The organism is Cupriavidus pauculus (assembly GCF_022179805.1).
Taxonomy (GTDB): Bacteria; Pseudomonadota; Gammaproteobacteria; order Burkholderiales; family Burkholderiaceae; genus Cupriavidus; species Cupriavidus pauculus_E.
On the sequence record NZ_BPUO01000001.1, the window covers coordinates 375,807 to 401,045 of the forward strand.

Consider the following 25,239-nt stretch of genomic DNA (forward strand, 5'->3'; position numbering starts at 1 on the left):
CCGGTTCCGTCATGAGCGCCCCGAGTTCCGATGACGCTGTCCTGGATGTACTGATTGTTGGCGCCGGCCTGTCCGGCATCGGCGCCGCCCGGCAGTTGCAGCAACGCTGCCCCGACAAGCGTTTCGCCATCCTGGAAGCCCGCGACGCCATTGGCGGCACCTGGGACCAGTTCCGCTACCCCGGCATCCGCTCCGATTCCGACATGTACACGCTGGGCTATCGCTTCAAGCCCTGGCGCGGCGCCAAGGCCATTGCCGACGGTCCGTCGATCCTTTCCTATATCCGCGAAACCGCCGAGGAAGGCGACATCGCCCGGCACATTCGCTTTGGCCACAAGGTCGTGGGCGCCGCCTGGCACAGCGACCAGTCCTGCTGGACCATCGACGCCGAACGCTCCGCCGATGGCAGCCGCCAGCGCCTGCGCGCCCGGCTGCTGTACGTCTGCGCCGGCTACTTCAGCTACGCCGAAGGCCATCGGCCCACGTTCCCGGGCGAAGAGGATTTCCGGGGCCGCATGGTGCATCCGCAGTTCTGGGACCCCTCGCTGGACTACACCGGCAAGCGCGTGGTGGTGATCGGCAGCGGCGCCACCGCCGTGACGCTGGTGCCAGCCATGGCCGAGACCGCCGCGCACGTGACCATGCTGCAGCGCTCGCCCACCTACATCGTGACCCGCCCCGGCGAGGATGCCATCGCCCACAAGCTGCGCCGCGTGCTGCCCGAGCGCATGGCCTATCGCGCCACGCGCTGGAAAAACGTGCTGCTGGGCATGTTCTTCTTCCAGTTGGCACGGCGCCGGCCGGCCAAGGTCAAGGAACGCATCGTCGGCATGGCGGCGGCTCAGTTGGCCCCGGGCTTCGACGTCGACACCCATTTCACGCCGCGCTACAACCCGTGGGACCAGCGCGTCTGCCTGGTGCCCGATGGCGACCTGTTCCGCGAGATCCGTAGCGGGCGTGCGTCGGTGGTGACCGACCAGATCGAACGCTTCACGGCTGACGGCATCGTGCTGAAATCCGGCCAGACACTGCCGGCCGATGTGGTGGTCGTGGCCACCGGCCTGAAGCTGAACATGCTGGGCGATATCGCGCTGACCGTGGACGGCCAGCCGCGCCGGCCGTCGGAATCGCTGGCGTACAAGGGGATGATGCTGGGCAACGTGCCGAACCTGGTGCTGGCGTTCGGCTACACCAATGCGTCGTGGACGCTCAAGGCCGACCTGACCGCCGAATACGTCTGCCGCCTGCTGCGGTTCATGGACCGGCGCGGCTACCGCATGGCCATGCCGACGCTGGACCCATCCGTGCAAACCGTGCCGTTCCTGGACTTCACCTCGGGCTACGTCCAGCGTGCCGCGTCGGTGCTGCCCAAACAGGGCCTGCGCAAACCGTGGCGCGTGTACCAGAATTACCTGATGGACATGCTGACCATTCGCCATGGCCGCATTGACGACGGCGTGCTGCAGTTCGACCGCGTCGCCGCCGCCACCGTGCCCACCAACGATCCGATTGCCGAGGCCCAACCTTGACCATCTTCCTCACGCTGATCGCCGCCGTGGCGGCATTGGCCGTCGCCGCGCTGATCCTGCTCGCCCTGTTCACGCGCCAGACTGTGCGCAAGATCGAAGCCGGTCTGCCGCCCACGGGCCGCTTCGTCGATGTGCCCGGCGCGCGCCTGCATGTGGTCGAGAAAGGCCAGGGCCAGCCGCTGCTGCTGGTGCACGGCCTGTCCGGCCAGCTTGCCAACTTCGCCTATGGGATGGTCGAGCCGCTGGCCCGTGACTTCCGCGTGGTCGCTGTGGACCGGCCCGGCGCGGGCTGGTCCACCCGCGAGCCCGGCGCGCCGGCCGACCTGCGCGCGCAGGCCGATACGCTGGCCGCGCTGATCGACCGCCTCGGACTGGAAAAGCCGCTGGTCGTGGGCCATTCGCTGGGCGGTGCCATCGCGCTGGCGCTGGCCACCTATCACCCCGAGCGCGTGGGCGGGCTGGCGTTGATCGCCCCGCTCACCCATCCGCCCGAAGCCATTTCGCCGGTGTTCAAGGCAATGACGATCCCCAGCGCGGCCATGCGCAAGCTCGTCGCGTGGACGCTGTTGATTCCGATGTCAATCCGCAATCGGGAACAGGTCATGGATATCGTCTTCGGCCCGGACGCCGTGCCGGCCGACTTTCCCGTGCGCGGCGGCGGCTTGCTGGCGCTGCGCCCCAGCCATTTCCTGGGCGCGTCCGAAGACCTGATGGGCGCCGCGCACAGCCTGCCGCCCGTGGTGGCGCGCTACGGCGAACTGCGCGTGCCGGTGAGCATTCTCTTCGGCCGGGAAGACCGCATTCTCGACTACCGCCAAAATGGCGAGGACTTTGTCGCCCGCGTGCCGGGCACCCGGCTGACATTGGTCACGGGCGGGCATATGCTGCCAGTCACCGCGATCCAGACCAGCATCGATTTTGTCCGCACCGCGGCCGCCAGCCTACGCGAACCGGCCACCGCCTGATCCGTCAGACACGCTCTTACCGAAAGGACCCTGCCCATGGCTTCCTCCACCGGTTTCAATCCCTACAGGCGCGACCTGCCTACCGCGTTCCGCGCCATTCGCCGCCTGCTGGCCGACGGCAACGACACCGAGCAGGTGTTCAAGATCATGCGCGCGCTGAACGGCCCGTCGATGCCCCGCAACTACAGCCGGCTGCTGAGCACGCCCGATGGCCGGCGCATGGCTTACCAGCGCATCGAACTGGCGGAAAAGCTGACGGACCCGGCCTACATCGCCAGCTTCGCACCGGGCACGGTGGGCGCGGTCTATCGCGCGTTCCTGGAGAAGACTGGCTATAGCGCCGACGGGCTGGCCAAGGTGTCGAACCTGAACCAGGAGCCGATCGTCGAGGACGCCTACATGTGGTTTGGCCGCCGGACACGCGACATCCACGATATCTGGCACGTACTGACCGGCTATCGCGCTGACGAAAGCCTCGGTGAAGCCGCGCTGGTGGCGTTCAGCTACGCGCAGACGGGCGGCCAGGGCTGGGCCTTCATCGCCCTTGCCGCGTCGCTGAAAAGCTGGCGCGTGACGCACAGTCTGGCCTTTGCCCGCGCGGTGCTCGAAGGCTACCGGATGGGCCGCCGCGCCGTCTGGCTGCTGGGCGAGGACTACGAAAAGCTGCTGCACGAGCCGATCGAGGCTGCACGCGCCCGGCTGGGCATCACCGAGCCGGTGCGCTACATGGCCTGCAATCCGGTACAGGAGTGGACGGCCTGACCTTCCAGCCGATCGGCCATGAAAAAAAGCGACCGCTGCGGGTCGCTTTTTTGTTTCTGCCGGGAAGTCCCGATCCCGATCAGACGATGCGGCAAGCCTCGTCGAACGACAGGCGCGGCAGGCGCGGATGCAGCTTCTCGGCCACGCCGTAGCCCAGGTTGATCAGGAAGTTGACCGACCACTTGCCGTCCGGGAAGAACGCCGCGTTGACCTTGTCTGCATCGAAACCGCCCATCGGGCCGCAGTCCAGGCCCAGCGCACGGGCGGCCAGGATGAAGTAGCCGCCTTGCAGCGAGCTGTTCATCAGCGCATCGCGCGCGATCTTCGCGTCGTTGCCGGCGTACCAGGCGCGCGCGTCGGCGTGCGGGAACAGCTTGGGCAGCTGGTCGTGGAACGCGTTGTCGAAGGCGATGATCGCGGTCACGGGTGCCGAACGGGTCTTGTCCACGTTGCCTGCAGACACGCAATCCACCAGGCGGGCCTTCTGCTCGGCCGACTTCACGAACACGATGCGGGCCGGCGAGCTGTTCGCGGCGGTGGGGCCGAACTTCATCGCTTCGTAGATCTGCGTCAGCGGCGCATCGTCCACGTGCTTGTCCTGCCATACGCTATGGGTACGGGCTTCGGTGAACAATTGTGCGATGTGAGCCTGATCGACGGATTTCATTGCGCGGTTTCCGGGTTCTGTGATGGAAGAAAGCGCGATTGTACCCAAGCCGCCAGCCGTCACCCACAAGCACTTTGATGAAGCCGTTCAATTCCGTTCGTCGGCGCCATCCGGGGCGGGCGTGCCGCTGGCGCGGCGTGTGAGCCACAGCACACCCAGCAGGATCAGGCCGCCGCCCACCGCCTGCGTGGGGCCGATGTGCTCGCCCAGCAGCGCGGCCGCCAGCACCACGGTCACCACGGGCTCCAGCGTCGACAGCATCGACGCCTTGGCGGCGCCCAGCTTCTGCAGCCCGGCAAAGAACGTCAGGATCGCCAGCACCGTCGACACCAGCGCAATCGCCACCAGTGCCAGCCAGCCGCCGGCCGTAGCCGGGAACTGCGGCGCCACGCCGGCGCCGGTGCGCACGATGCCCACCGTCACATAGACCAGCGCCGCGGCCGAGCAGATCACGGTGGTCGTGGCGATGGCATTGACGCCCGCCGTCACCCGCGCGCCCACCACGATGTAGATCGAATAGATGACCGCCGCCGCCAAGCCCAGCGCGATACCGAGCGGCTCGCCCTCCCCGCCGCCCACGGTCAGCCCGGCGCCCACCGAGCACAGCACCAGCGCGATCACGGCCGGCGTGGTCAGCCGTTCCTTCAGGAAGACCGCCGCCAGCAGCGTCACGAACAGCGGATAGAGATAGAGCAGCAGCGCCACCAGGCTGGCCTGCGCGTGATTGAGCGCCGTGAAGAAGCAATATGACTGGCCGACGTAGCCGATGCCGCCCATCGCCGCCAGCGCCAGCACCCGGCGCCACGGCGGCAGCGCGATGCCGCGCGCACGCATGACAAACCCCATGGCAATCGCTGCCAGCACAAAGCGCACGGCCAGCAGGCCATAGACATCGGCCCCGGCCGCATACGCAAAGCGCGCAAAGATGGCCATGGCGCCAAAGGCGCTGGCGGATACCGCAATCAGCAACACGCCCGCGAGCTTGTCGCGAGCCTGGCCCAGGGTACCGGTAGCGGAGACGGTCATTTTGGCAACAATGGTCGGAAAGATCGCATTCTACTCAGGGCCGCGCCGGCCCCGGCAGCGTTCGGACCACTGCACTACAATAGCGGCCATCATGTTCAATCCCTCAAGAGAAGAAGTCCGCCGTTTCTTCTGCGAAGCCTGGCAGAAGCGCGTCGCGGGCAGTGTCCTCACGCCGCTAGAGGCGATCGCGGTCGACTGGATCGACCAGCATCCCGAATATCACGACCAGCTTGACGACACGGAAGGCGCGGTCGCCCGGGACTACACGCCCGAAGCCGGCCAGACCAATCCGTTCCTGCACCTGGCCATGCACCTGTCGATCTCCGAGCAGGTGTCGATCGACCAGCCGCCGGGCATCCGTGCCGCCTACGAGGCACTGAGCCGCCGGCTCGATTCCCCGCATTCGGCCCAGCACGAAATCATGGAAGCCCTGGGCCAGATGCTCTGGAATGCACAGCGCAACGGCATGCCGCCCGACGGACAGGCCTACGTGGACGACATCCGCAGGCGCGCGGCAGGCTAGCCGCTGTCCGACGAACACTGACAAGCGACGGCTGCGACGCATGCTAATCTGTCCCGGTCGCAACTTCCTGTCACGTCAGCACCACCGGGTCCTCTCTCGGTAGTGCCTTCCGGTGCGGCGTGACGTCGCTCCATGCCTCTCACCCTTCACGCGCGCCCCGGCAAGCGGCGCGTTGTCGCCCCGCTGCTGTCCGCGCTGGCCATCGCCTGTGCCGTGACCGTGCCCAGCGCCGCGCAGGGCGCGGTCTCACTGCTGCAGCCCCCACGCCAGATCGACGGCACCCGTCCGCTGACCCTGACGCTGCTGGTCAGCGCCGATGCCGACACGCGCCGCTACGCCGTACCGGAAACGCTGCAGGTCAACGCATCGGGCGACCTCGCCGCGCCGGTCCGCATGGAACTGAAGCGCGTGGGCAGCGGCCCGTCGGTGCTGAACCTGCGCCCGGGCGAAAACCGTACGATCAGCTACAGCGCCGCGTGGCCGGCTGGCCTGCGCGGCCAGGTGCGCCTCGATGTCACCGGCATCGACGCCGCTCCGGTGTTGATTTCGCTCAATCGCGCGCCGCTGCCCGGCGAGATCGCACCACCCGTGGCGGCAAAGCCCGCCACCCCGGCCACCGACGCCACGCCTGCGGCAACGCCAACCGATGCAGCTCCGGTCACCCCGATCGTCGCGGCCGGCAACACGCCCCCGCCGCCTGCGCCGGCCGACCTGCGCGACGCCCAGCGCCTGTCGTTCAACGAGCCGATGTACATCATGTTCGGCGCACACGACGGCGCCAACGCCAAGTTCCAGATCAGCTTCAAGTACCGGATCTTCGAGGGCGAGGATCCCAACTCGAAGTCGGTGCTGGACAACCTCTACTTCGCCTACACGCAGTTCTCGCTGTGGGACCTGGCCGGCGATTCGCGCCCGTTCAAGGACACCAACTACCGGCCCAGCCTGTACTACTACCTGTCGGATACGGGAGTGAAGAACAGCCTGATCAGCCGTATGTCGATTGCCACCGGCTTCGAGCACGAATCGAACGGCCGCGCCGGCGACGACTCGCGCGCCGTCAACACGGTATTCGTGAAGCCAACGATGTACTTTGGCGACCAGACCGACTGGCACTGGCGCGTGGCGCCCAAGGTCTACGCCTACGTCGGCAAGAGCGACAACGAGGACATCGCGCACTATCGCGGCTACATGGACCTGAACATCGCCTACGGCCGGCCCGATTCCTGGGAGCTGGCCGCCACGCTGCGCAAGGGCACGCGCAAGGGCTATGGCAGCGTCGATACCCAGCTCACCTACCCGCTGGCGCGCCTGCTGCCCGGCACTGCGGGCTTCCTGATGGCTGGCTTCTTCTACGGCTACGGCGAGAGCCTGCTGTACTACAACCAGAAGACGCCGTGGCAGTTCCGGATCGGCTACGCGCTGTCGCGCTGATCAGCCGGCCAGCGGCTTGCCCTCGGCCTTGAGCCGGGCATTGCCCACCGCCGCCGCGAACTGGCCGTGACCGTGCCAGCCCGTGGCGCGCCCCAGCTTCTTGCCCTTGTGGAAGAACATGAACACGGGGATGCCATGCAGGCCGAAGCGCCGGCCCAGTTCGGGATGGGCGTAGACGTTGGTGTGCAGCCAGCGCAGGTTCAATGCGCGCAGCTTGTCTGGATCGGCCAGCATCGCCTTCTTGGCCATCTCGCAGTTGAAGCAGTCCACGCCCCAGAAAAAGACGCAGACCAGGTCGTCCCCGGCGCCGGCAATCGCCGCGTCGATCGTGTCGGGGTCCACCGGCTGCATGTCGAGCGCGTCGAAGGCGCGGTGGTCGAGGTGGGGTTCTTGCGCATCGGACATCGTGTCCTCCCGGAAACAACAACGCCCGGAGACCTTGCGGCCACCGGGCGTTGTTCAAACCAAAACAACCAGTACGCTTAGCGCGGTGCCGAGACGGTCACCAGCGCCGGGCGCAGTACGCGGTCGGCAATCGTGTAGCCACGCTGCAGTACCGCAACCACCGTATTCGGCTCCTGCTCCGACGGCACCATCGAGATGGCCTGGTGGCGGTGCGGATCGAACTTCTCGCCGACCGGGTTCACCTCGACGATCTTGCCGCGTTCGAACGCAGCCGACAGCTGACGTGCCGTAAGCTCCACACCTTCGCGCAGCTTCTTGAGGTCACCGGTGTTGTCGGCCAGCGCAGCCTGCAGGCTGTCCATCACGGGCACGAGGTTGTCGGCAAAACTTTCAATGGCGAATTTGTGGGCCTTGGACACTTCGTCCTGCGAGCGGCGGCGGATGTTCTCGCCCTCCGCCGTGGCACGCAGGAACATGTCGTAATGTTCCTTGGCCTTGGCTTCCAGGTCGGCCACTTGCTGGGTCAGGCGTGCGATGTCGTCGGCACCGGCTGCCGCAGCCTCGGGCGCCTGCGCAGCGCCGGCATTGGCTGCCTGCTGCGTGTTCATGTCGGGCGTCTGATTCTGTTCTTCCATGTCGATTCGTATCTAAAAAGCAAATTCACGGGTCCGCGCCAGCTTCGTGCCGCCTGCGGACCAGGGGTGGATCGGATGCCAAACGGCCAAGTCTAGCCGCACATGGCGACACCGTTCCAGTTTTTCAAGTGTGCGGGTTCAGAGACTCAGAAATACGCCGTTACAAAGGCCTGTTTTATGAAATCTGGTGTTCATTGATTTGCTGCAACGCAAACACTAAGATTCAAAGCAGGAAAAAATGACAAAAATAACGGGAGCAAAAAGGTGGATCAATTCGGTGCATCTTTAGGACGCTTCACCATGCACAAGCTGCCTGTCGTGACCTTATGTGTGATCGCCGCACTGTCGGCGATGACGACCTTTATCTGCCTGTCTGAAGCGGTGTCACCGCGCGACACCGAGTATGGCAGCGGCAAGGCCGTATTCAAGCATTACATCGTGCCGTTCGTGCGCTGACCCGCGCCATTGGCATACCGGGGCCGCGGCAGCCTTGCCGCGGCGGCGCGCTGTCGTTCTGCTTTTTCCCGGCCGGTCTATTCCCTGAAATTGTCGATGCGGCGCCGGTCGCGCTTGGTCGGCCGCCCCTGCAATTGCGCGGTGGGCTCCGGCTGCATGCGCCGCCGATCAGCCTCCACCTGGCGCCGGGCCTGGCTTTCCGGCGTTTCCTCGTAGGTACTCTGCGCGATGGGCGCCGCCCCGCGCGACGCCGGCACGCCCTTGACCACCACCTCCCAGCGCTGCTGATGGGCTTCCAGCACCACGGTGTCACCGGGCTTCACCTCGCGTGAATTCTTGACCGGCTGACCGTTGACGGTCACCCGGCTGCGCTCCACCGCGTCGGCGGCCAGCGAGCGCGTCTTGAAGAACCGCGCGCACCACAGCCACTTGTCGATGCGCATGCGCGCATCCGCCTCGAAATCCACTTGCATCGTCAAATCCTCCGCGCCGTTCTCATGCCCGGCTCAGGCCGCCGCGCCCCGGGTCTGGGCCCGGCTGCGCCGCGCCTCCAGCTCATGCGGGTGCGGCTGGTCGAGCGGCCAACCCTGCAGATGCTGCAAGGCAATAGCTGCCAGACCGGTAATCCAGGGCTCCGAATCATTCAGGCAAGGAATGAAATGGAAGTCGTTGCCGCCTGCCACGCGAAACTCGCTCTGCCCTTCCATGGCGATTTCCTCCAGCGTTTCGATGCAGTCCGCCGGAAAGCCCGGGCAGAACACATCCACGCGCTGGGTGCCCACCTTGCCCAGTTCCGTCAGCGTGGGTGCCGTATAGGGCTGCAGCCATTCGGCCTTGCCGAAGCGCGACTGGAACGTCACCTGGTACTGGCCCGGCTGCAGGCCTAGCGCCTCGCCCAGCAGCCGCCCGGTCTTCAGGCATTCGCAGTGATAGGGGTCGCCCAGGTCCAGCAGGCGCCGCGGCAGGCCGTGGAAGGACAGGATCAGCTTGTCACCACGCGCGAAGTCGGGCACGCCATGCTGGGCCCAGTAGCTGCCGACCCGCGCGGCCAGCGCCGCAATATAGGCCGGGTGATCGTGGAAATGCTTCACCAGCCGCAGTTCCGGCTGGTTGCGCCAGCCCGCCAGCACGCTGAACAGCTCGTCGAAAGCCGTGGCCGTGGTGGTGCCCGAGAACTGCGGATACAGCGGCAGCACCAGCACCTGCTCGGTCCCCTGCCGGCGCAGCGCCTCCATGACCGACCCGATCGACGGGTTGCCATAGCGCATGGCACAGGCCACGGTCACGTCGTGCCCAAGCTTCTGCATATGCAGTTGCAGCGCGTGCGCCTGGCGCTCGGTATGCACCAGCAGCGGCGACCCGGTCATATGCGCCTCGCGCAGCCAGATCGATTCGTACTTCATGGCCGATGCACGCGAGCGGAACGGCAAGATCAGACCGTGCAGAATCGGCAGCCAGGCCAGGCGCGGGATCTCCACCACGCGCGGGTCCGACAGGAATGCCTTCAGGTAGCGGCCCACGGCCTTGGGCGTGGGCGCGTCGGGGGTGCCGAGGTTGATCAGCAGGATCGCGGTGCGCGGCGGCTGGCCGTGCTGGTACGCCGGTTCGGGCGAAAACGTCATGGGGTTTCCGGTGTCGGATGCCGGGGCGCTGGCACTCGGGGAATCAATGGGAAATCAATCCGGGAGGTCATTCTGGCAAGGCGCGGCCGGGCCGTCCAATACAGGACAGACACCGGCCACGCCTCAGGAGTTCTGGCTCAGTGCGCTCGACAGCAGCCTTGCCGTGATGTCGACGATCGGAATCACGCGCTCGTAGGCCATGCGCGTGGGGCCGATCACGCCCAGCGTGCCGACGATCTGGCCATCCACGCCGTACGGCGCCGTGATCACGGCCATGTCCTCCAGCGGCACAAGCTGGCTTTCGCCGCCAATGAAGATCTGCACGCCCTGCGCGTGACTGGAAACGTCCAGCAACTGCAGCAGGCTGGTCTTGTGCTCGAACACGTCAAAGAGCCGGCGCAGCTTGTCCATGCTGGACGACAGGTCATCCACTTCCAGCAGCCGGCGCTCGCCCGAGATGACCACCTGCTCGCTGTTGTCCTCGGCCATGGCGTTGCTGCCCGCCTCCACGGCCGCCTGCATCAGCGTCGACATGTCGTGCCGCAACGCCTGCAGTTCGCCGCGCAGGTGGTCGCGCACGGCATTGAAGCTCATGCCCGCGTAGTGGGTGTTGAAGAAGTTGGCCGCCTCGATGAGCTGGGCCGGCGTGTACGACAACTCCGTCTGGATGATGCGGTTCTGGACGTCGCCCTCGGGGCTGACGATGATCAGCAGGATGCGCTTGTCCGACAGCCGCATGAATTCCACCTGCCGGAATGCCTGGGCGCGCCGTGGCGTCATCACCACGCCGGCAAAGTGCGACAGGTTCGACAGCGTGTGCGCCGCCGCCGTGATCATGCGCTGCGGCCCCAGCTGCTGGCTGGCCATCTGGCCCTGGATCTGGTCCTTGAGCTCGGCCAGCTCGGCGGACAGGCCCGGCACCCCTTCCAGCGGGCGCGCCGTCAGCATCGTGTCGACGAACAGCCGGTAGCCGCGCGGCGTGGGAATGCGGCCGGCCGACGTATGCGGGCTGGCGATGAAACCCATCTCCTCGAGGTCGGACATCACATTACGAATGGTGGCCGGCGACAGGTCCAGACCCGAATATTTCGACAGGGTCCGCGAGCCCACGGGCTGCCCTTCGGCGATGTACCGCTCGATCAGGGTCTTGAGAAGCGTTTTTGAACGTTCGTCCATGATGCAGGGATTTTAATCAAAACTGGCCGGTTCGGGCGCCGGCCACGCCATCCGATGGTGCGGCGGGCGCCCATCCGGCCGAAGCTGGCAATGGTCATGCCGGTATGTTCTAATCCCGCCATGTCTGCCCCCTCAAAGACCAGCGCCCCGCGCGCTCCGTTCAAGACCATTGCCCTGGTGGGCCGGCACTCGACCGCCGGGATCGAAGGTCCGCTGGAGGAACTGGCATCCTGCATCTCCCGGCTCGGGCAGGACGTGGTGTTCGAGCGCGAGACCGCCATGGCCACCGGCCTGACCGGCTACCCGGTGCTGACGCCCGAGGAAATCGGCCGCCAGGCCGACGTGGCGGTGGTGCTGGGCGGCGACGGCACGCTGCTGGGCCTGGCGCGCCAGCTGGCCGGCCACAACGTGCCGGTAATTGGCGTCAACCATGGCCGGCTGGGCTTCATGACCGACATCCCGCTCGACGATGTCACGACGACGCTGCCCGAAATGCTGGCCGGGCACTACGAAGCCGAATCGCGCATGCTGCTGGAATCGAGCGTGATCCGCGACGATGCCGTGATTTTCTCGGCCCTGGCCTTCAATGACGTGGTGGTCAACCGTTCGGGTATCTCGGGCATGGTGGAACTGGCCGTCTCTGTAGACGGCCATTTCATGTACAACCAGCGTTCGGACGGCCTGATCGTGTCCACGCCCACCGGCTCCACGGCCTATGCACTGGCGTCGGGCGGCCCGATCCTGCATCCCACGCTGTCGGGCCTGGTGCTGGTGCCGATTGCCCCGCACGCGCTGTCGAACCGTCCGATCGTGCTGCCGCACGACGCCGAGGTCACGATCGAGGTGGCCAGCGCGCGCGATGTCAGCGTCAACTTCGACATGCAGTCGCTGGCGTCGCTGCTGCCGGGCGACCGCATCGTCGTGCGCCGTTCGGCCAAGACCGTGAACCTGCTGCATCCGGTGGGTTACAACTACTACGCCACGCTGCGCAAGAAGCTGCACTGGCACGAATATCCGACCGAAGACAACCGGCTCTGAGCCCCCAACCCTTCCCGTTTCCGCCTGACGCCACCCACCGCTCAAGATGCTGCGCAGCCTGTCCATCCGCGATTTCGTCATTGTCGATACGCTCGACCTGGATTTCTCGGCCGGCTTCACCGTGTTCACCGGCGAAACCGGCGCGGGCAAGTCGATCCTGATCGACGCGCTGGCCCTGGTGCTTGGTGAACGCTCCGATGCCGGCGTGGTGCGCGAAGGCGCGGCACGCGCCAGCATCAGCGCCACGTTCCAGACCCACCCTGCTCTGGACGTCTGGCTGGCCGAGCGCGAACTGGCCGGCGCCGGCGACGATGAAGGCGACACCGTGCTGCTGCGCCGCACCGTCGACGCCTCGGGCCGTGGCAAGGCGTTCATCAACGGCGCGGCCGCCACGCTGGCGCAACTGCGCGAAGTGGGCGACCAGCTCGTCGACATCCACGGCCAGCACGCCCACCAGCAACTGCTGCGCCCCGACGCCCAGCGCCAGCTTTTCGACGCCCACGCAGGACTGACCGAACAGGCCGGCGCCGTGGCCGAAGCCTGGCGCGCCTGGCGTGCCTGCGTGAAGCAGCGCGAGGCCGTCGAGCACCAATCCCGCGAGATGCAACTCGAACGCGAGCGGCTGGAATGGCAGGTTGGCGAGCTGGACAAGCTGGCGCCGCAGCCCGGCGAGTGGGAAGAGATCCAGTCCGAATACAACCGCCTGTCGCACGCGGCCAGCCTGATCGACGGCAGCCGCGCCGCGCTCGACGCGCTGTCCGAATCTGATGGCTCGGTGACGTCGGTGCTCAACGGCGTGGTGCACCGGCTGCGGCAACTGGCCGATGTCGACCCGGCCCTGAGCGACGTGCTGGCTGCGCTGGATCCCGCGCTGGTACAGGTCGAGGAAGCCGCGCATTCCCTGAACCGCTACGTCGACCGGCTCGAACTCGACCCCGAGCGGCTGCAGGTAGTGGAAGCGCGGATGCAGGTGCTGCACAACACCGCACGCAAGTACCGCCTGCCGCCCGAGCAGTTGTCCGACGAACTGCTGGCACGCCGCCAGCAACTCGACGACCTGCAGGCCGCCCAGGACGTGAACAAGGTGCTGGCCCGCGAAGCCGCGGCGCGCGCTGCCTACCTGACGCTGGCCAAGCACCTGTCGGCCGCGCGCAAGGTGGCCGCCGAGGCGCTGTCGGCCGCCGTGACCGACGCCATGCAGGGGCTGTCGATGGCTGGCGGCGCGTTTGCCGTGGCGCTGAACCCGCTGGACGAAGGCCAGAGCCATGGGCTGGAACAGGTGGAATTCCTAGTGGCCGGGCATGCCGGCGTCAGTGCGCGGCCGCTGGCCCGCGTGGCATCGGGCGGCGAACTGGCCCGTATCAGCCTGGCGATCTCGGTGATCACCAGCGAGGCCGCCCCCACTCCGACGCTGATCTTCGACGAGGTCGATACCGGCATCGGCGGCGCGGTGGCCGAGGTGGTGGGCCGCCGCCTGCAGGAACTGGGCCGCTCGCGCCAGGTGCTGTGCGTCACGCACCTGCCGCAGGTGGCCGCGCAGGCCGGCACGCACCTGCTGGTCAGCAAGGAAAGCAAGACGGACAAGTCCGGCGCGGTCACGCGCTCGCGCATTCGCATGCTCGACGCCGACGGCCGCGTCAACGAGACGGCGCGCATGCTCGGCGGCGCCACGGTGACTGCCACGACCATGCAACACGCCGAGGAGATGCTGGCGCAAGGCGCCCGCGCATCGGCGCAGGCGGCCAATGCCGGACGCGAAGCTGGCCGCAAGTCACGCCGAGCGGCAGGCTGAGCCAGGCCGTCACGAACATAGCAACAGGAGTTTCAAACCGATGACACATGGCAACCTGCCATCGAAGCGCCGCGCGGTTGCCCGCCGGTTCGGCCGCCACGCGGCCACATCCGCGCTGGTGGCGGCAAGCCTGACCGTGCTGACCGCCTTGACCGGCTGCGCGTCGGAATCCGAGTCGTTCGCGCCGCCGCGCGGCAGCATCACCGACGACCGCGCGCTGGGCGACATCCTGGTCAAGTTCACGCCGCCCGAGGTGACGGCGTCCGAGGACGCGGGCAAGCTGCTGGCCCAGGTGGCCGGTCCGGTGCGCTATGTCGTCAAGCGTCCGATGTCTGCTGGCGTCTGGCTGGTGACGGCCATTACCACATCGGCCGACGTGACGATGGACCAGGCCGTGGCCACATTGCAGACCGCGCAGCGCGTGGAATCGGCCACGGCCGACCGCACGCTGCGGCCGCATCGCGCCATGCCGGCCAGCCGGGACATGCCGGTCAGCCAGGACATGCCCAAGCAGTAAACGATCGCAGTACCCGCAGAGCCCGCAGCATCCGAAGCACCCGCAGCACAGGAGCAGTTCAGGCAGCAACCCGCAGTTCGCATCACCACGACTCCACAGGAGCACAGATGCCGCGCCCCAAGCTGAACTCACTCACCCGGTCAGGCGTGCCAGCGCTGCTGGTGCTATTTGGATCGATGCTGGGCATGGCCCCCGCCGCCCAGGCGGAGCCGGCTGCTGCGTCCGCATCGGCGCCATCGGCCACCCCGGCCGCCACCCGCCCGGCACCCCGCTACACCGGCAACTACATCGTGCGCTGGCGCGACGGCAGCCAGACTGTCGACACCAGCGCCGACACTGCCCGCATGAAGCGTGTGGCGTCTAACACCGGGCTGGAGCTGGCGGTCAAGCGGCCCATGGCCAATGCGCTGCAGCTCATGACCGTCAAGGACAAGCGCGGCGACGATCCGGAAACCGTGGCCCGCCGGCTGCGTGAAGATCCGCGCGTGGCCGACGCGGTGCCGGACCGCTGGCTGCGTCCGATGGACACCACGCCCAACGATACGGAATTCGGCAACCAGCCCTACCTGGGACTGTCGTCCAACGCGACGGGCGCGATCAACATGCCGCGCGCATGGGATCGCACGCGCGGCAGCAGCAGTGTCGTGGTGGCCGTGGTCGATACCGGCTACCTCGACCATCCCGATCTCGCCGGCCGGCTCGTGCCGGGCTACGATTTCATCAGCTCCACCACGGTGTCGGTGGACGGCGACGGCCGCGACAGCGATGCCCACGACCCCGGCGACTACACCCCGACGGGCGTCACCTGCTCCGACGGCACGACGGACCCCGTCAGCACCTGGCACGGCACGCGCGTGGCCAGCGTGCTGGGCGCCGCGACCAACAACAGCCTGGGCATTGCCGGCGTGGACTGGTCGGCACGCATCCAGCCCGTGCGCGTGTCGGGCCGCTGCGGCGCGTTGCTGTCCGATACCGTCGAAGCGATGCGCTGGGCCGGTGGCCTGGCCGTCAACGGCGTACCGGCCAACCCGACGCCGGCCAAGGTCATCAATATCAGCCTGGGCGGCGGCACGTGCTCGCAGATCGAGCAGCAGGCCGTGAACGATCTGAATGCAGCGGGTGTCGTGGTGGTGGCGGCGGCCGGCAACTCCACGGCCGTCGAGGCGCCCGGCGACTGCAATGGCGTGATCGCGGTGACGGCGCACGTCAACGACGGCGACCACGCCAGCTACGGCAGCACCGGCTCGAAGGTTGCAATCAGCGCCCCCGGCGGCGGTTGCGGCGCCACCAAGCTCATCAATGGCACGTGCCTGGCCCCGTCGGCAATTCTGACGCTGTCGAACGCGGGCGCGGCCGGACCCACCACCTACACCTTCAATACCCGATCAGCCGGCACCAGCTTTGCCACCCCGATGGTCTCGGGCGTGGTGGCGATGATGTTCGCCGTGAATCCGGCCCTGACGCCGGCCCAGGTCACGACCGTGCTGAAGAACACGGCCCGCGCCCATCCGGCGGGCACCTTCTGCGCGCGCAGCGAAAACGCGAACCAGTGCGGCGCTGGCCTGCTCGATGCCGACCAGGCGCTGGCGGCCGCCCCGAATCCGCCGGCAACGGCTACTACCTCGCAGGGCGGGACCAGTAGCGGCGGCGGCGGCGGTGGCGGCGCGTTCGCGCCATGGAGTGCGGTGGTATTGCTGATGATCGGACTAGCGGGATTCGCCACGCGGCGACGGACGCCAGGCTAGAAGCGGCGCGCGGCCGACTTCAGGGCCGCCGCTGGCCCCACCACTCCTGCAGCAACCAGCACGCCAGGCCGGCGACAGCGCCGGCTGCGTGGGCGCCGCGCACCACGCCAAAGCCCCACGACGGGTCGAACACGATGGCCGCCAGCCACGACTGTTCGACCCACACCTTGCCCAGCACGATCACGCAGGTCACCACGCCGATCAGGCGCGACCAGCCCGGCGCCTGCAGCAGCCGCAGCCCCGCCCACAGCGCCAGGCCATGGGCTGCGCCAGACAGCCCGCCATACCAGCCAACCTCGGGCATGCGCAGCAGCGCCACCTGCACGACCAGTCCGCAGATCACCAGCACCAGCAGCATCTCGCGCACGCGTGCGACGCGGCCCGCCAGCATCAGCAGGCCAGCAGTGGCCGTTACGTCGACCAGATAGTGGCGCCAGTCCAGGTGAACCCACATTGCGGTAGCCACGCGCCACCACTGCCCGTCCAGGCGCACGGCGTCGCGCACGTAGAGCCCGTGCGCGTGCCACCACGGCACGAACGTGAACAGCGCCGCCAGCGCGGCAACGCCCGCCACCGTGGCCAGCATGGCGGGCCAGCCGGGCAACCGCGTGGCGACGACGGGCGGCGCGTCCGCGCTCACCCGCGCCTCAGCCCTGGCCGAACACGGCCTGCCACAGCGCACGCACCGGCGCGGTCTGCGCCGCCACGCTGTCGGGCGCCACCCGCGCCTGGTCCTGGCCGTCGAGCCGCAGCTTGTGCTGCCGCGCGCGGAACAGCCGGTAGGCATCGCCCACGGCCAGCGCCAGGCCGGCGTCGATCAGGTTCAGCACGCCCGCCATGCGCAGCAGCGCGATATTGCCCGCGTTGCGCGTCAGTTCCGGATGCGCACCACTATGCAGCAACACCAGGTATTGCACCGTGAACTCGATATCGACCATGCCGCCGCGATCGTGCTTCAGGTCGAACAGGTCGGTCGGGTTCGGATGGCCCTCGGCCACCTTGGCACGCATCTGTCCGATTTCCTCGCGCAGCGCCACGGCATCGCGCGGCTGGCGCAGGATCTCTTCGCGCAGATCCTCGAAACGGTTGCCGATCTCGCGGTCGCCGGCACAGAAACGCGCGCGCGTCAGCGCCTGGTGTTCCCACACCCACGCGGTGTTGTCGCCCTCGCGCAATTGGTAGCGCCGGAACGCGTCGAAACTCGTCACCAGCAGCCCCGCCGCGCCATTCGGTCGCAGCCGGGTATCCACGTCGAACAGCATGCCCGCCGCCGTATGGCTCGTGAGCCAGGTGATCAGCCGGCGTGCGTACGCGGCGTAGACGTCGGGCGCGCGCTCGTGGTCGTCGTCGTACAGGAAGATCAGATCCAGGTCCGATGCATAGCCCAGTTCCTTGCCGCCCAGCCGGCCGTAGGCAATCACGGCGAAGCGCGGCTCGTCGCGATGGCGCGTGGCAAGCTGGCGCCACACGGCCTGCATCGTGACTTCGAGCATCGCATCGGCCAGGTCCGACAGGCGGTCGGCCACCTGCTCCACCGTCAGCAGGCCCTGCAGGTCTTGCAGCAGGATGCGGAACGTCTCGGCATGGTGCTCGCGGCGCAGGATGTCCATCTGCGTTTCGACCTGGCCGTCCGACGCGTGCAGCCGCTCGGCCAGCCGCTCGCGGAAACCGGCCCAGTCGGGCGCGCTGGCCAGCGATTCGCTGTCGAGCAGTTCGTCCAGCAGTTGCGGATGGCGCGTCAGATAGGTGGCGGCCCAGCGTGACGCGTGCAGCGTCTGCGCCACGCGGTCCATGGCCTGCGGATACTCCGACAGCAGCGACAGATACGAGGCGCGCCGGCTGATGGCGTCCAGGAAGTCCAGGAAGCGGCCGATCGTCGCGTCGGCATCGTCCTGCTTCACGGCCAGTTCCAGCGCGCGGTTGACCAGCAAGTCGAAGCGGCCCCGGCTGGTTTCCGACAGCGCGCGGTATCGCAGCGACGTGCCGATCGCGCGCAGGCGGTCGTAGAGCCCGGCGCAGTCGCTGAAGCCGGCCGCCTGCAGGGCCTGGCACGGCGACGACTGCGGATCGGTGACGTCGTCATCGTCGCCCGGGTTCGACTGCGACGCGCGCGACGACATTTCCTCGCGCACCAGCGCCGGCCACAGCGGTTCGCTCTGCGCGGCTTCGCCGTCCGCGAACGGGTCGGCGAAGGTGGCTTCGAACTGCTGCGCCACCGGGTCCATCAGCGCGTTCATCTGCGCCACCAGCGCCGGCCAGTCGGCACAGCCCATCATGTGCGCCACGGCTTCGCGTTCATCGTCCGACGTGGGCAGGTGGTGCGTCTGCGCATCGTCGCGATACTGCAGCCGGTGTTCGAGCTGGCGCAGGAAGCGGTAAGCATCGGCCAGTTGTTCGGCCTGGCCCGACGGCAGCAGGTTGCGCGCCACGGCCACATCCAGCACCTCCAGCGTGGGCCGCACGCGCAGCGCGGGGTCCTGTCCGCCACGGATCAGCTGGAAGACCTGCGCCATGAACTCGATCTCGCGGATGCCGCCCCGGCCCAGCTTGATATTGAACGAGCGCTGGTTCACGCCATGCCCCGCCAGACCGCCGCTGCGCTTGGCGGCTTCGGCGCGGATTTGCGCGTGCAGCGAGCGGATGGCCGCGATCACGCCGTAGTCCAGGTAGCGGCGGAACACGAACGGCGTGGTCATGCGGCCCAGCAGCGCGGCGGCGCGTTCGGCGTGCGGCGTGTCGACGGCCGACACCACGCGGCCCTTGATCCAGGCATAGCGCTCCCACTCGCGCCCCTGCACCACCAGGTATTCCTCGAGCATGCCGAAGCTGCAGACCAGCGGCCCGGCGTCGCCGTTCGGGCGCAGGCGCATGTCCACGCGGAACACGTAGCCGTCGCCGGTCACCTCGGACAGCAGCGTGATCAGCCGCCGGCCCAGCCGGATGAAATACTCGTGGTTCGACAGGCTGCGCGATCCGCCCCGCGTGTCGCCATCCTCGTCGTAGAGAAAGATCAGGTCGATGTCGGACGACACATTGAGCTCGCGTCCGCCCAGCTTGCCCATGCCCACCACCACCAGCTCCTGCACCTCGCCGCTCTGGTCGCCGGTGGGCCGGCCGAACGTGGCGGCCAGGTCGTCGCCCAGCACGCGCAGGCCATGCTGGATCGACAACTCGGCCAGGTCCGTCATGGCGCCCGTGATCTCGGCCAGCGTGGCCAGCCCGCGCAGGTCGCGCTCGATCACCGTGCACATGACTTCGGCACGCAGCCGGCGCAGCGCCTGGCCGGCGGCGGCCTCGGCGTCGGCCGACGGCTGATGCAGCGCCGCCAGGCGGGCTTCCATCCAGTCGCGGGTAATTGGCCCCACGGCCGCGTCGGTGACGACGGCCGGCATGCCGGGCCGCGCGGCCAGTACACGCCGTGCGTAATGGGAGTACGCCGCCGAGTACAATACGTGGCCCTCGCAATCGGCGGGGCTCAACCCCTGCGCCGTCATCGTGGCAAAGGCCCCCTGGGCCATGTTGCCGATCGGACCGGCGGCGCCTGGCGAGGCCAGGATCGAAGTGGCTCCGGCGCCATCCAGCTGGGGCTGCGGGCCGGTCGAAGCCGCGGCATTGCCCGCGGCGGAACTCGTCGGATCAGGGACAGTCATTCCAGTTACTTTTGCATTTCGGGCAGGCGCCGTGTAGACCGCGGTGGCGCTTCGCTCGCACCACTTTGGAGAGCGGTAAGTATTGTCGGATAATCTGCGCATGTCCAGCCGCCCCACCGCGCCCAACGACGGTTCCGCATCCCCACGCGCGGGCGGTGACGGTACCGTTGTGGTCGCCGCCTCCCCTGTTTCGCATGATCCCGCGCCCGGCCGAGGCCGTCGCGCGCTGGCGTTCGTCCGTCGCGCACTGGTCGCGACGTGGCAGGGCCTGGGCGCCGTGGTGCGCCATCCGGCCTGGGCCCGCCTATGGCGCACGCTGCTGCGCATCGCCGCCGTGCTGGCCGCGCTGGCCGTGGTCGCCGTCCTGCTCATCCGCTTTGTACTCTGGCCCCAGGCCCATGCCGCGCGCCAGTGGCTGGAACAGCAAGGCTCGGCCGCGCTTTCCGCCAACCTGACCATCGGCCAGCTCGACACCTACTGGGACGGCTGGCACCCGGCGTTCCGCGCCAGCAACGTGCAGGCGGTGGACGCCGAGCGGCGCATGCTGCTGTCGGCGGCCACGCTCGAAGGCCGGCTGTCCTGGCAGTCGGTGCCGGCACTGACGCTGCAGTTCGCCAGCCTGACCGCCGACCGCGCCGATGTGCTGATCCGCCGCACGCCCAAGGGCGCGCTGCTGGTGGCGGGCATGCCGGTCGAGGCCACGCAGAAGGCCAGCGACAACGATCCTTTCCTGAACTGGCTGCTGTCGCAGGGCCGCATCGAACTCAAGAGCGGCAACCTGCGCTGGCTGGACGAAAAGGCCCGCCTGCCCCAGCTGGACGTGGCCGACATCCACTTCACCACCGAGCGCCACGGCGCCCAGCACGTGGTGCGGCTGGAGGCGCGCAGCGCGTCGCTGGCGCCCCAGCCGCTGGTGTTCCAGGCCAACCTGCGGCACGACTACCTGTCCGGCGCCGGCAACTGGCGGCATTGGGCGGGCCAGGCCAGCTGGGCATTCAACCAGTTGCAGTTGCCGGTGGTACAGCGTTACCTGGCGATCTTCGACAACGTCGACAGCGGCGTCTTCAGCACCGACGGCACCATCGACCTGCGCGGCGGACATGTGCTGCGCAGCCAGATGCGGTTGCGGGCGTCGGGCGTGGACCTGCGGCTGTCGGGCGCGGTCGAGCCGCTCAAGCTGGCCAATGCGCAGGCGCTGCTGCTGCACAAGGGCGACCGCTCCGGCAGCAACTCGCTGACCATCGACACGCTGCTGTGGCAAGCCGAGCAGCAGGCCGGGCCGCCTTCCGCCGCCGATGCGTCGTGGCGCGAAGGCATGCGCAAGGTCACCATCGACTGGACCCGCGACAACGCCGGCCAGCTACGCAAGTTCGCATTGCGCGCGCCGACCTTCGACCTGAACACGGTGCGCGCGCTGGCCACGTCGATGCCGATCGACACCGTCGTGCTGCGCCAGCTGCGCGCACTGCAGCCGGCCGGCCACATCGACAACCTCGACGTCACGTGGGCACGCGAGCGGCCCGGGCTGCTGTCGCGCGGGCCGGGCACGCCGCACTACACGGTGCAGGGCACGCTGCGCGGCGTATCGATCAACAGCCAGCCGGCCGTGCCGGCCGTGGGCCCCGACGGCAAGCCGCATACCGGCACGCCGGGCTTTACCCGGCTGTCCGGCAATTTCAGCTTCGACGACCGCCAGGGCACGGCCCGCGTGGACAGCACCGGCGCCACGATGAGCTTCCCGGGCGTATTCGACGACCCGCTCCTGCCGTTCGACGAACTGCGCGGCGAAGTGCGCTGGCGCCATGATGGCGACAAGCTCGTGGTCACCACCGACGGCATCCGCTTTGCCAACACCGACACGGCCGGCACCGTGCGCGGCAGCTGGCGCGAGGGCGGCGATGGCCCCAGCGGCATCGCCGACCTGTCCGGCGAACTGAACCGCGCGCTGGCCAACCGGGTGCCGCGCTACCTGCCGAGCACCATGCCAGCCACGCGCCACTACCTGGAAGGCGCGCTGGTGGGCGGCGAGGCGTATGACGTCAAGTTCCTGGTCAAGGGCGATCTCTACCACTTCCCGTTCCACCCGCCGTTCGCCAAGGCCGGCGACTTCCGCGTGGAAGTACCGGTGCGCAACGTCAGCTACCAGATCGCGCCGCACGAGACCGGCCCCAACGTGGATGGCGTGACCAATGGCAACGGCAATGGCAACCATGTGGCCGACGCCGGCCGCGCCTGGCCCGACTTCGCGGACATCTCCGGCAGCCTGCTGTTCGAGCGCAGCACGATGTCGTTCCAGGTCAAGCAGGCCGGCGTGCGCGGCATTCCGGGCATCGTCCTGCGCGACGTGAACGGCCGCATCGACGACCTCAGCGATCACGGGCACCTGATGATCGACGGCAGCGCCACGGGCCCCGTGCAGGGATTCCTGCGCTATGTGGCGGCCACCCCGGTCAAGGGGTGGACCGGCAACGTCACCGAGAACGCGCGCGCCCCCGGCGCCGGCGAACTCAAGCTGAAGCTGGACCTGCCGTTGAGCCACGCGGCCGGATCGAAGGTGAACGGCGAGTTCCGCTTTCCCGGCAACGACGTGACGCTGTTCCAGGACCTGCCGACGCTGTATGGCGCCACGGGCGCCGTGGCGTTCGACGAGCACGGCTTCCAGCTTCACAACGTGCGCGGCCGCTTTCTTGGCGGCGAGACGCGCATCACCGGCGGCACGCAGCCGGACGGCACCACCCACGTGGCCATCGGTGGCACGGCCACGGCGCAGGCACTGCGCGACGTGCTGGGCGCCGGCAACGCCGCGCTGGGCAAGCGCATCGAAGGCAGCACGCCCTACTCCGCCGTGGTTGGCGTGCGCGACAAGCGCCTGCAGGTGCAGGTGGCTTCCGACCTGAACGGACTGGCGCTGGACCTGCCGCCGCCGCTGGCAAAGCTCGCGGGCCAGGACATGCCGCTGCGCTTCGAACTGCGCCCCTCGGCCAACCGCGCCGGGCTGGACGACGTGACGCTGCAGCTTGGCAACGGCGCCAGCGCGCGCTACGTGCTGCGCCGGGGCGATACCACCGAAGTGCTGGCCGGCGGCATCGGCGTGGGCCAACCCGCCCCGCTGCCGTCCTCGGGCGTGAGCGCGGCGATTACCGCCGAACGGCTCGACGTGGACGCCTGGCGCTCCGTACTCGACCAGGGGTCCGACGAGCGCAAGCCCGGCGCGGACGTCGACCGCTCGTCGCCATTCCTGCCCGAGCGCATCGCCGTGCGCACGAAGACGCTCGACGCCTTCGGCCGCAACCTCGACGACGTATCGATCGACGCCATTCGCGAGAACGGCGACTGGAACCTGCAGATGGCCTCGCGCCAGGTTGCCGGCAACGGGCAATGGCGGCGCGACAGCAACCACCCGGCCGGCTCGCTGACTGTGCGCCTGGCGCGCCTGGAAGTGCCCGACGCCACCGACGACGGCCACATGACCGACGCCATCACGCGCAGCGTGGAGGAAATGCCCGCGCTGGACCTGGCCGTCGACAAGTTCGTGCTGCATGGCCGCAACTTCGGCAAGCTGGAAGTGAAGGCCCATACCAGCCACATCGACAACCAGCCCGTGTGGACGCTGGACAGCCTGAGCATCGAACAGCCCGGCGCCACGCTGACCGGCAACGGTAGCTGGCGGCTGCCGCGCCGCCTGCGCGAGGCCGCGGCGCAGGGCAATGCATTGCCCACCGAAGGCCGCCGCACGCTGCTGAACTTCAAGCTCGACATCCGCAACGCCGGCGACGTGCTGGACGGCTTTGGCCTGGCCCACACGCTGCGCGACGGCAAGGGATCACTGGAAGGCCGCATCGCATGGCGCGGGTCGCCGATGTCGATCGACTACCCGACGCTGTCGGGGCGCCTGAACCTGAGCCTGGAAAACGGTCAGATTCTCAGCGTGGAGCCGGGCGCGGCGCGGCTGCTGGGGGTACTGAGCCTGCAGAGCCTGTTGCGCTTTGCCACGCTGGACTTCCGTTCGGTGGCCAGCAAGGGCCTGGTGTTCGACGACATCAACGGCTCGGGCACGATCGAGAACGGCGTGGGCACGATCAACGACTTCCGCTTCAAGGGCAGCCAGGTGATGGCATCGATGACCGGCACGGCCGACCTGCTGCACGAAACGCAGGACCTGCAGGTGGACGTGGTGCCGCGCATCAACGCGACCACCACCTCGGTGGCCGCGGCGTTCATCAATCCGGTGCTTGGCATCGGCACGCTGGCCGCCCAGTTGCTGTTCGCCGACGAGTTCTCGAAGGTGTTCACGCAGCACTATCACGTGAGCGGGTCGTGGGCCGACCCCAAGGTGACCAAAGTGGAGGACAATAAGCCGCGTCAGGCGCCGGTGCAGGAACGCTCGGGCGTCTTCACGCGTTGATGGCGCGGCCCGCCGCACCTGTCCCCCTTGATCCCCCGACAAGCCCCAAAAAGGAAGCCACGATGACCGCAGCCGCTCCGTTCCGTGTCGCCGCCATCCAGACCGTGACTGGCACGTCGCTGGAAGACAACCTGGCGCGCGCCGAGACTCTGATTGCGGAAGCCGCCAGTGGCGGGGCCGGGCTCGTGTTGCTGCCCGAGTACTTCTGCATGATGGGCCGGCATGAGTCGGACAAGGTGGCGATCCGCGAACGCGAGGGCGACGGCCCGGTGCAGCGCTTTCTGGCCGACGCCGCGCGCCGGCATCGTATCTGGCTGGTGGGCGGCACATTGCCGATGTGGTGCGACGACCCGGCCCGCGTGTACAACGCGTCGCTGGTCTTCGATCCGCATGGCGAGCGCGTGGCCCGCTACGACAAGATCCACCTGTTCGGCTTTACCAAGGGCACCGAGAATTTCGACGAATCGCGCACCATCCTGGCCGGCAAGAGCCCGGTGGCGTTCGATGCGCCGTGCGGCCGCGTGGCGATGTCGATCTGCTATGACCTGCGCTTTCCCGAGCTCTATCGCGGCCTGGCCAAGGGTGGCGACGGCATCAGCTTGATTCTGATGCCGGCCGCCTTCACCTACACCACTGGCCAGGCGCACTGGGAGATCCTGATCCGCGCGCGCGCCATCGAGAACCAGTGCTATGTGCTGGCGGCCGCACAGGGCGGCAAGCACGACAATGGCCGGCGCACCTGGGGCCATTCGATGCTGGTGGACCCGTGGGGCGAACTGCTGGGCGTGCTGCCCGAGGGCGAAGGCGTGGTATCGGGCATGGTGGACCCGGCGCGACTGGCCGAGGTACGTCAGAACCTGCCGGCACTGCGCCATCGCGTACTGTAGGATTCAGG

21 protein-coding genes are annotated in these 25,239 nt (G+C 68.2%); 12 read left to right on the plus strand and 9 right to left on the minus strand.

From position 1 onward, the window contains the following. Positions 1 to 11 precede the first annotated feature (11 nt). From MFF62_RS01920 to MFF62_RS01930, 3 genes are read left to right on the plus strand one after another with little or no spacing between them, the layout of a single operon-like run. Positions 12 to 1,529, plus strand: coding sequence for a flavin-containing monooxygenase (locus MFF62_RS01920; protein ID WP_238259237.1), 1,518 nt, complete (start codon positions 12 to 14; stop codon positions 1,527 to 1,529). Next, the gene (locus MFF62_RS01925) at positions 1,526 to 2,494 is read left to right on the plus strand and encodes an alpha/beta fold hydrolase (protein ID WP_238259238.1); all 969 of its coding nucleotides are present in this window, start codon (positions 1,526 to 1,528) and stop codon (positions 2,492 to 2,494) included. Before MFF62_RS01920 ends, MFF62_RS01925 begins: the two co-directional genes overlap by 4 nt. Positions 2,495 to 2,530: 36 nt before the next feature. Beyond that, entirely contained in the window at positions 2,531 to 3,256 is a 726-nt protein-coding gene (locus MFF62_RS01930; RefSeq protein WP_238259239.1) for a ubiquinone biosynthesis protein COQ4, read from the plus strand. Positions 3,257 to 3,335: 79 nt separating this feature from the next. Here the strand turns inward: MFF62_RS01930 and MFF62_RS01935 are convergent, their stop codons facing one another. Both MFF62_RS01935 and MFF62_RS01940 read right to left on the minus strand, forming a co-directional pair. Beyond that, the gene (locus tag MFF62_RS01935) at positions 3,336 to 3,923 is read right to left on the minus strand and encodes a malonic semialdehyde reductase (protein WP_238259240.1); all 588 of its coding nucleotides are present in this window, start codon (positions 3,921 to 3,923) and stop codon (positions 3,336 to 3,338) included. An 87-nt stretch (positions 3,924 to 4,010) separates the two neighbouring features. After that, on the minus strand, positions 4,011 to 4,949 hold the full coding sequence (locus MFF62_RS01940) for a DMT family transporter (RefSeq protein WP_238259241.1): 939 nt from the start codon (positions 4,947 to 4,949) through the stop codon (positions 4,011 to 4,013). Between the two features lie 91 nt (positions 4,950 to 5,040). On the opposite strand from MFF62_RS01940, the gene MFF62_RS01945 reads away from it, so the two are divergent. Then, positions 5,041 to 5,472 (plus strand): DUF1841 family protein, encoded by a 432-nt coding sequence (locus tag MFF62_RS01945; RefSeq protein ID WP_238259242.1) that lies wholly within the window; start codon positions 5,041 to 5,043, stop codon positions 5,470 to 5,472. Between the two features lie 132 nt (positions 5,473 to 5,604). Next, positions 5,605 to 6,903, plus strand: a complete 1,299-nt coding sequence (locus MFF62_RS01950) for a phospholipase A (protein ID WP_238259243.1) — start codon at positions 5,605 to 5,607, stop codon at positions 6,901 to 6,903. Here the strand turns inward: MFF62_RS01950 and MFF62_RS01955 are convergent, their stop codons facing one another. Together MFF62_RS01955 and grpE are read right to left on the minus strand one after the other, a co-directional pair. Continuing rightward, positions 6,904 to 7,308 carry a thioredoxin family protein gene (locus MFF62_RS01955; RefSeq protein ID WP_238259244.1) on the minus strand — a complete coding sequence of 135 codons (405 nt, stop codon included), beginning with the start codon at positions 7,306 to 7,308 and terminating at the stop codon, positions 6,904 to 6,906. A gap of 77 nt (positions 7,309 to 7,385) precedes the next feature. After that, the gene (gene grpE / locus MFF62_RS01960; RefSeq protein WP_238259245.1) at positions 7,386 to 7,943 is read right to left on the minus strand and encodes a nucleotide exchange factor GrpE; all 558 of its coding nucleotides are present in this window, start codon (positions 7,941 to 7,943) and stop codon (positions 7,386 to 7,388) included. A gap of 300 nt (positions 7,944 to 8,243) precedes the next feature. On the opposite strand from grpE, the gene MFF62_RS01965 reads away from it, so the two are divergent. Then, positions 8,244 to 8,399 carry a hypothetical protein gene (locus tag MFF62_RS01965; RefSeq protein ID WP_238259246.1) on the plus strand — a complete coding sequence of 52 codons (156 nt, stop codon included), beginning with the start codon at positions 8,244 to 8,246 and terminating at the stop codon, positions 8,397 to 8,399. Positions 8,400 to 8,476: 77 nt separating this feature from the next. Here MFF62_RS01965 and MFF62_RS01970 read toward each other — a convergent pair whose 3' ends face one another. From MFF62_RS01970 to hrcA, 3 genes are all read right to left on the minus strand, one after another. After that, positions 8,477 to 8,872 carry an RNA-binding S4 domain-containing protein gene (locus MFF62_RS01970; RefSeq protein WP_238259247.1) on the minus strand — a complete coding sequence of 132 codons (396 nt, stop codon included), beginning with the start codon at positions 8,870 to 8,872 and terminating at the stop codon, positions 8,477 to 8,479. 33 nt (positions 8,873 to 8,905) lie between these two features. After that, the gene (gene hemH, locus MFF62_RS01975) at positions 8,906 to 10,021 is read right to left on the minus strand and encodes a ferrochelatase (RefSeq protein ID WP_238259248.1); all 1,116 of its coding nucleotides are present in this window, start codon (positions 10,019 to 10,021) and stop codon (positions 8,906 to 8,908) included. Positions 10,022 to 10,144: 123 nt separating this feature from the next. Then, on the minus strand, positions 10,145 to 11,197 hold the full coding sequence (gene hrcA, locus MFF62_RS01980) for a heat-inducible transcriptional repressor HrcA (RefSeq protein WP_238259249.1): 1,053 nt from the start codon (positions 11,195 to 11,197) through the stop codon (positions 10,145 to 10,147). Positions 11,198 to 11,317: 120 nt separating this feature from the next. Between hrcA and MFF62_RS01985 the strand changes: the two genes are divergently transcribed. The 4 genes from MFF62_RS01985 (at position 11,318) to mprA (ending at position 16,289) form a co-directional block, all read left to right on the plus strand. Next, complete coding sequence (locus tag MFF62_RS01985; protein ID WP_238259250.1) at positions 11,318 to 12,235, plus strand: NAD kinase; 918 nt, start codon at positions 11,318 to 11,320, stop codon at positions 12,233 to 12,235. A 46-nt stretch (positions 12,236 to 12,281) separates the two neighbouring features. Then, positions 12,282 to 14,027 carry a DNA repair protein RecN gene (gene recN / locus MFF62_RS01990; RefSeq protein WP_238259251.1) on the plus strand — a complete coding sequence of 582 codons (1,746 nt, stop codon included), beginning with the start codon at positions 12,282 to 12,284 and terminating at the stop codon, positions 14,025 to 14,027. A gap of 40 nt (positions 14,028 to 14,067) precedes the next feature. Beyond that, positions 14,068 to 14,544, plus strand: a complete 477-nt coding sequence (locus MFF62_RS01995) for a hypothetical protein (protein ID WP_238259252.1) — start codon at positions 14,068 to 14,070, stop codon at positions 14,542 to 14,544. A 107-nt stretch (positions 14,545 to 14,651) separates the two neighbouring features. Next, positions 14,652 to 16,289 carry an MprA protease, GlyGly-CTERM protein-sorting domain-containing form gene (gene mprA / locus MFF62_RS02000; protein WP_238259253.1) on the plus strand — a complete coding sequence of 546 codons (1,638 nt, stop codon included), beginning with the start codon at positions 14,652 to 14,654 and terminating at the stop codon, positions 16,287 to 16,289. A gap of 19 nt (positions 16,290 to 16,308) precedes the next feature. On the opposite strand, the gene rrtA is transcribed toward mprA, so the two are convergent. After that, entirely contained in the window at positions 16,309 to 16,875 is a 567-nt protein-coding gene (gene rrtA, locus MFF62_RS02005) for a rhombosortase (protein WP_238260106.1), read from the minus strand. A gap of 61 nt (positions 16,876 to 16,936) precedes the next feature. Beyond that, positions 16,937 to 19,807 carry a bifunctional [glutamate--ammonia ligase]-adenylyl-L-tyrosine phosphorylase/[glutamate--ammonia-ligase] adenylyltransferase gene (gene glnE / locus MFF62_RS02010; RefSeq protein ID WP_473700880.1) on the minus strand — a complete coding sequence of 957 codons (2,871 nt, stop codon included), beginning with the start codon at positions 19,805 to 19,807 and terminating at the stop codon, positions 16,937 to 16,939. A gap of 232 nt (positions 19,808 to 20,039) precedes the next feature. Between glnE and MFF62_RS02015 the strand changes: the two genes are divergently transcribed. Both MFF62_RS02015 and MFF62_RS02020 read left to right on the plus strand, forming a co-directional pair. After that, complete coding sequence (locus tag MFF62_RS02015; protein ID WP_238259255.1) at positions 20,040 to 24,344, plus strand: YhdP family protein; 4,305 nt, start codon at positions 20,040 to 20,042, stop codon at positions 24,342 to 24,344. Positions 24,345 to 24,406: 62 nt separating this feature from the next. Beyond that, positions 24,407 to 25,231: a carbon-nitrogen hydrolase family protein gene (locus tag MFF62_RS02020; RefSeq protein ID WP_238259256.1), complete on the plus strand. Its 825-nt coding sequence runs from the start codon at positions 24,407 to 24,409 to the stop codon at positions 25,229 to 25,231. Positions 25,232 to 25,239: the final 8 nt, after the last annotated feature.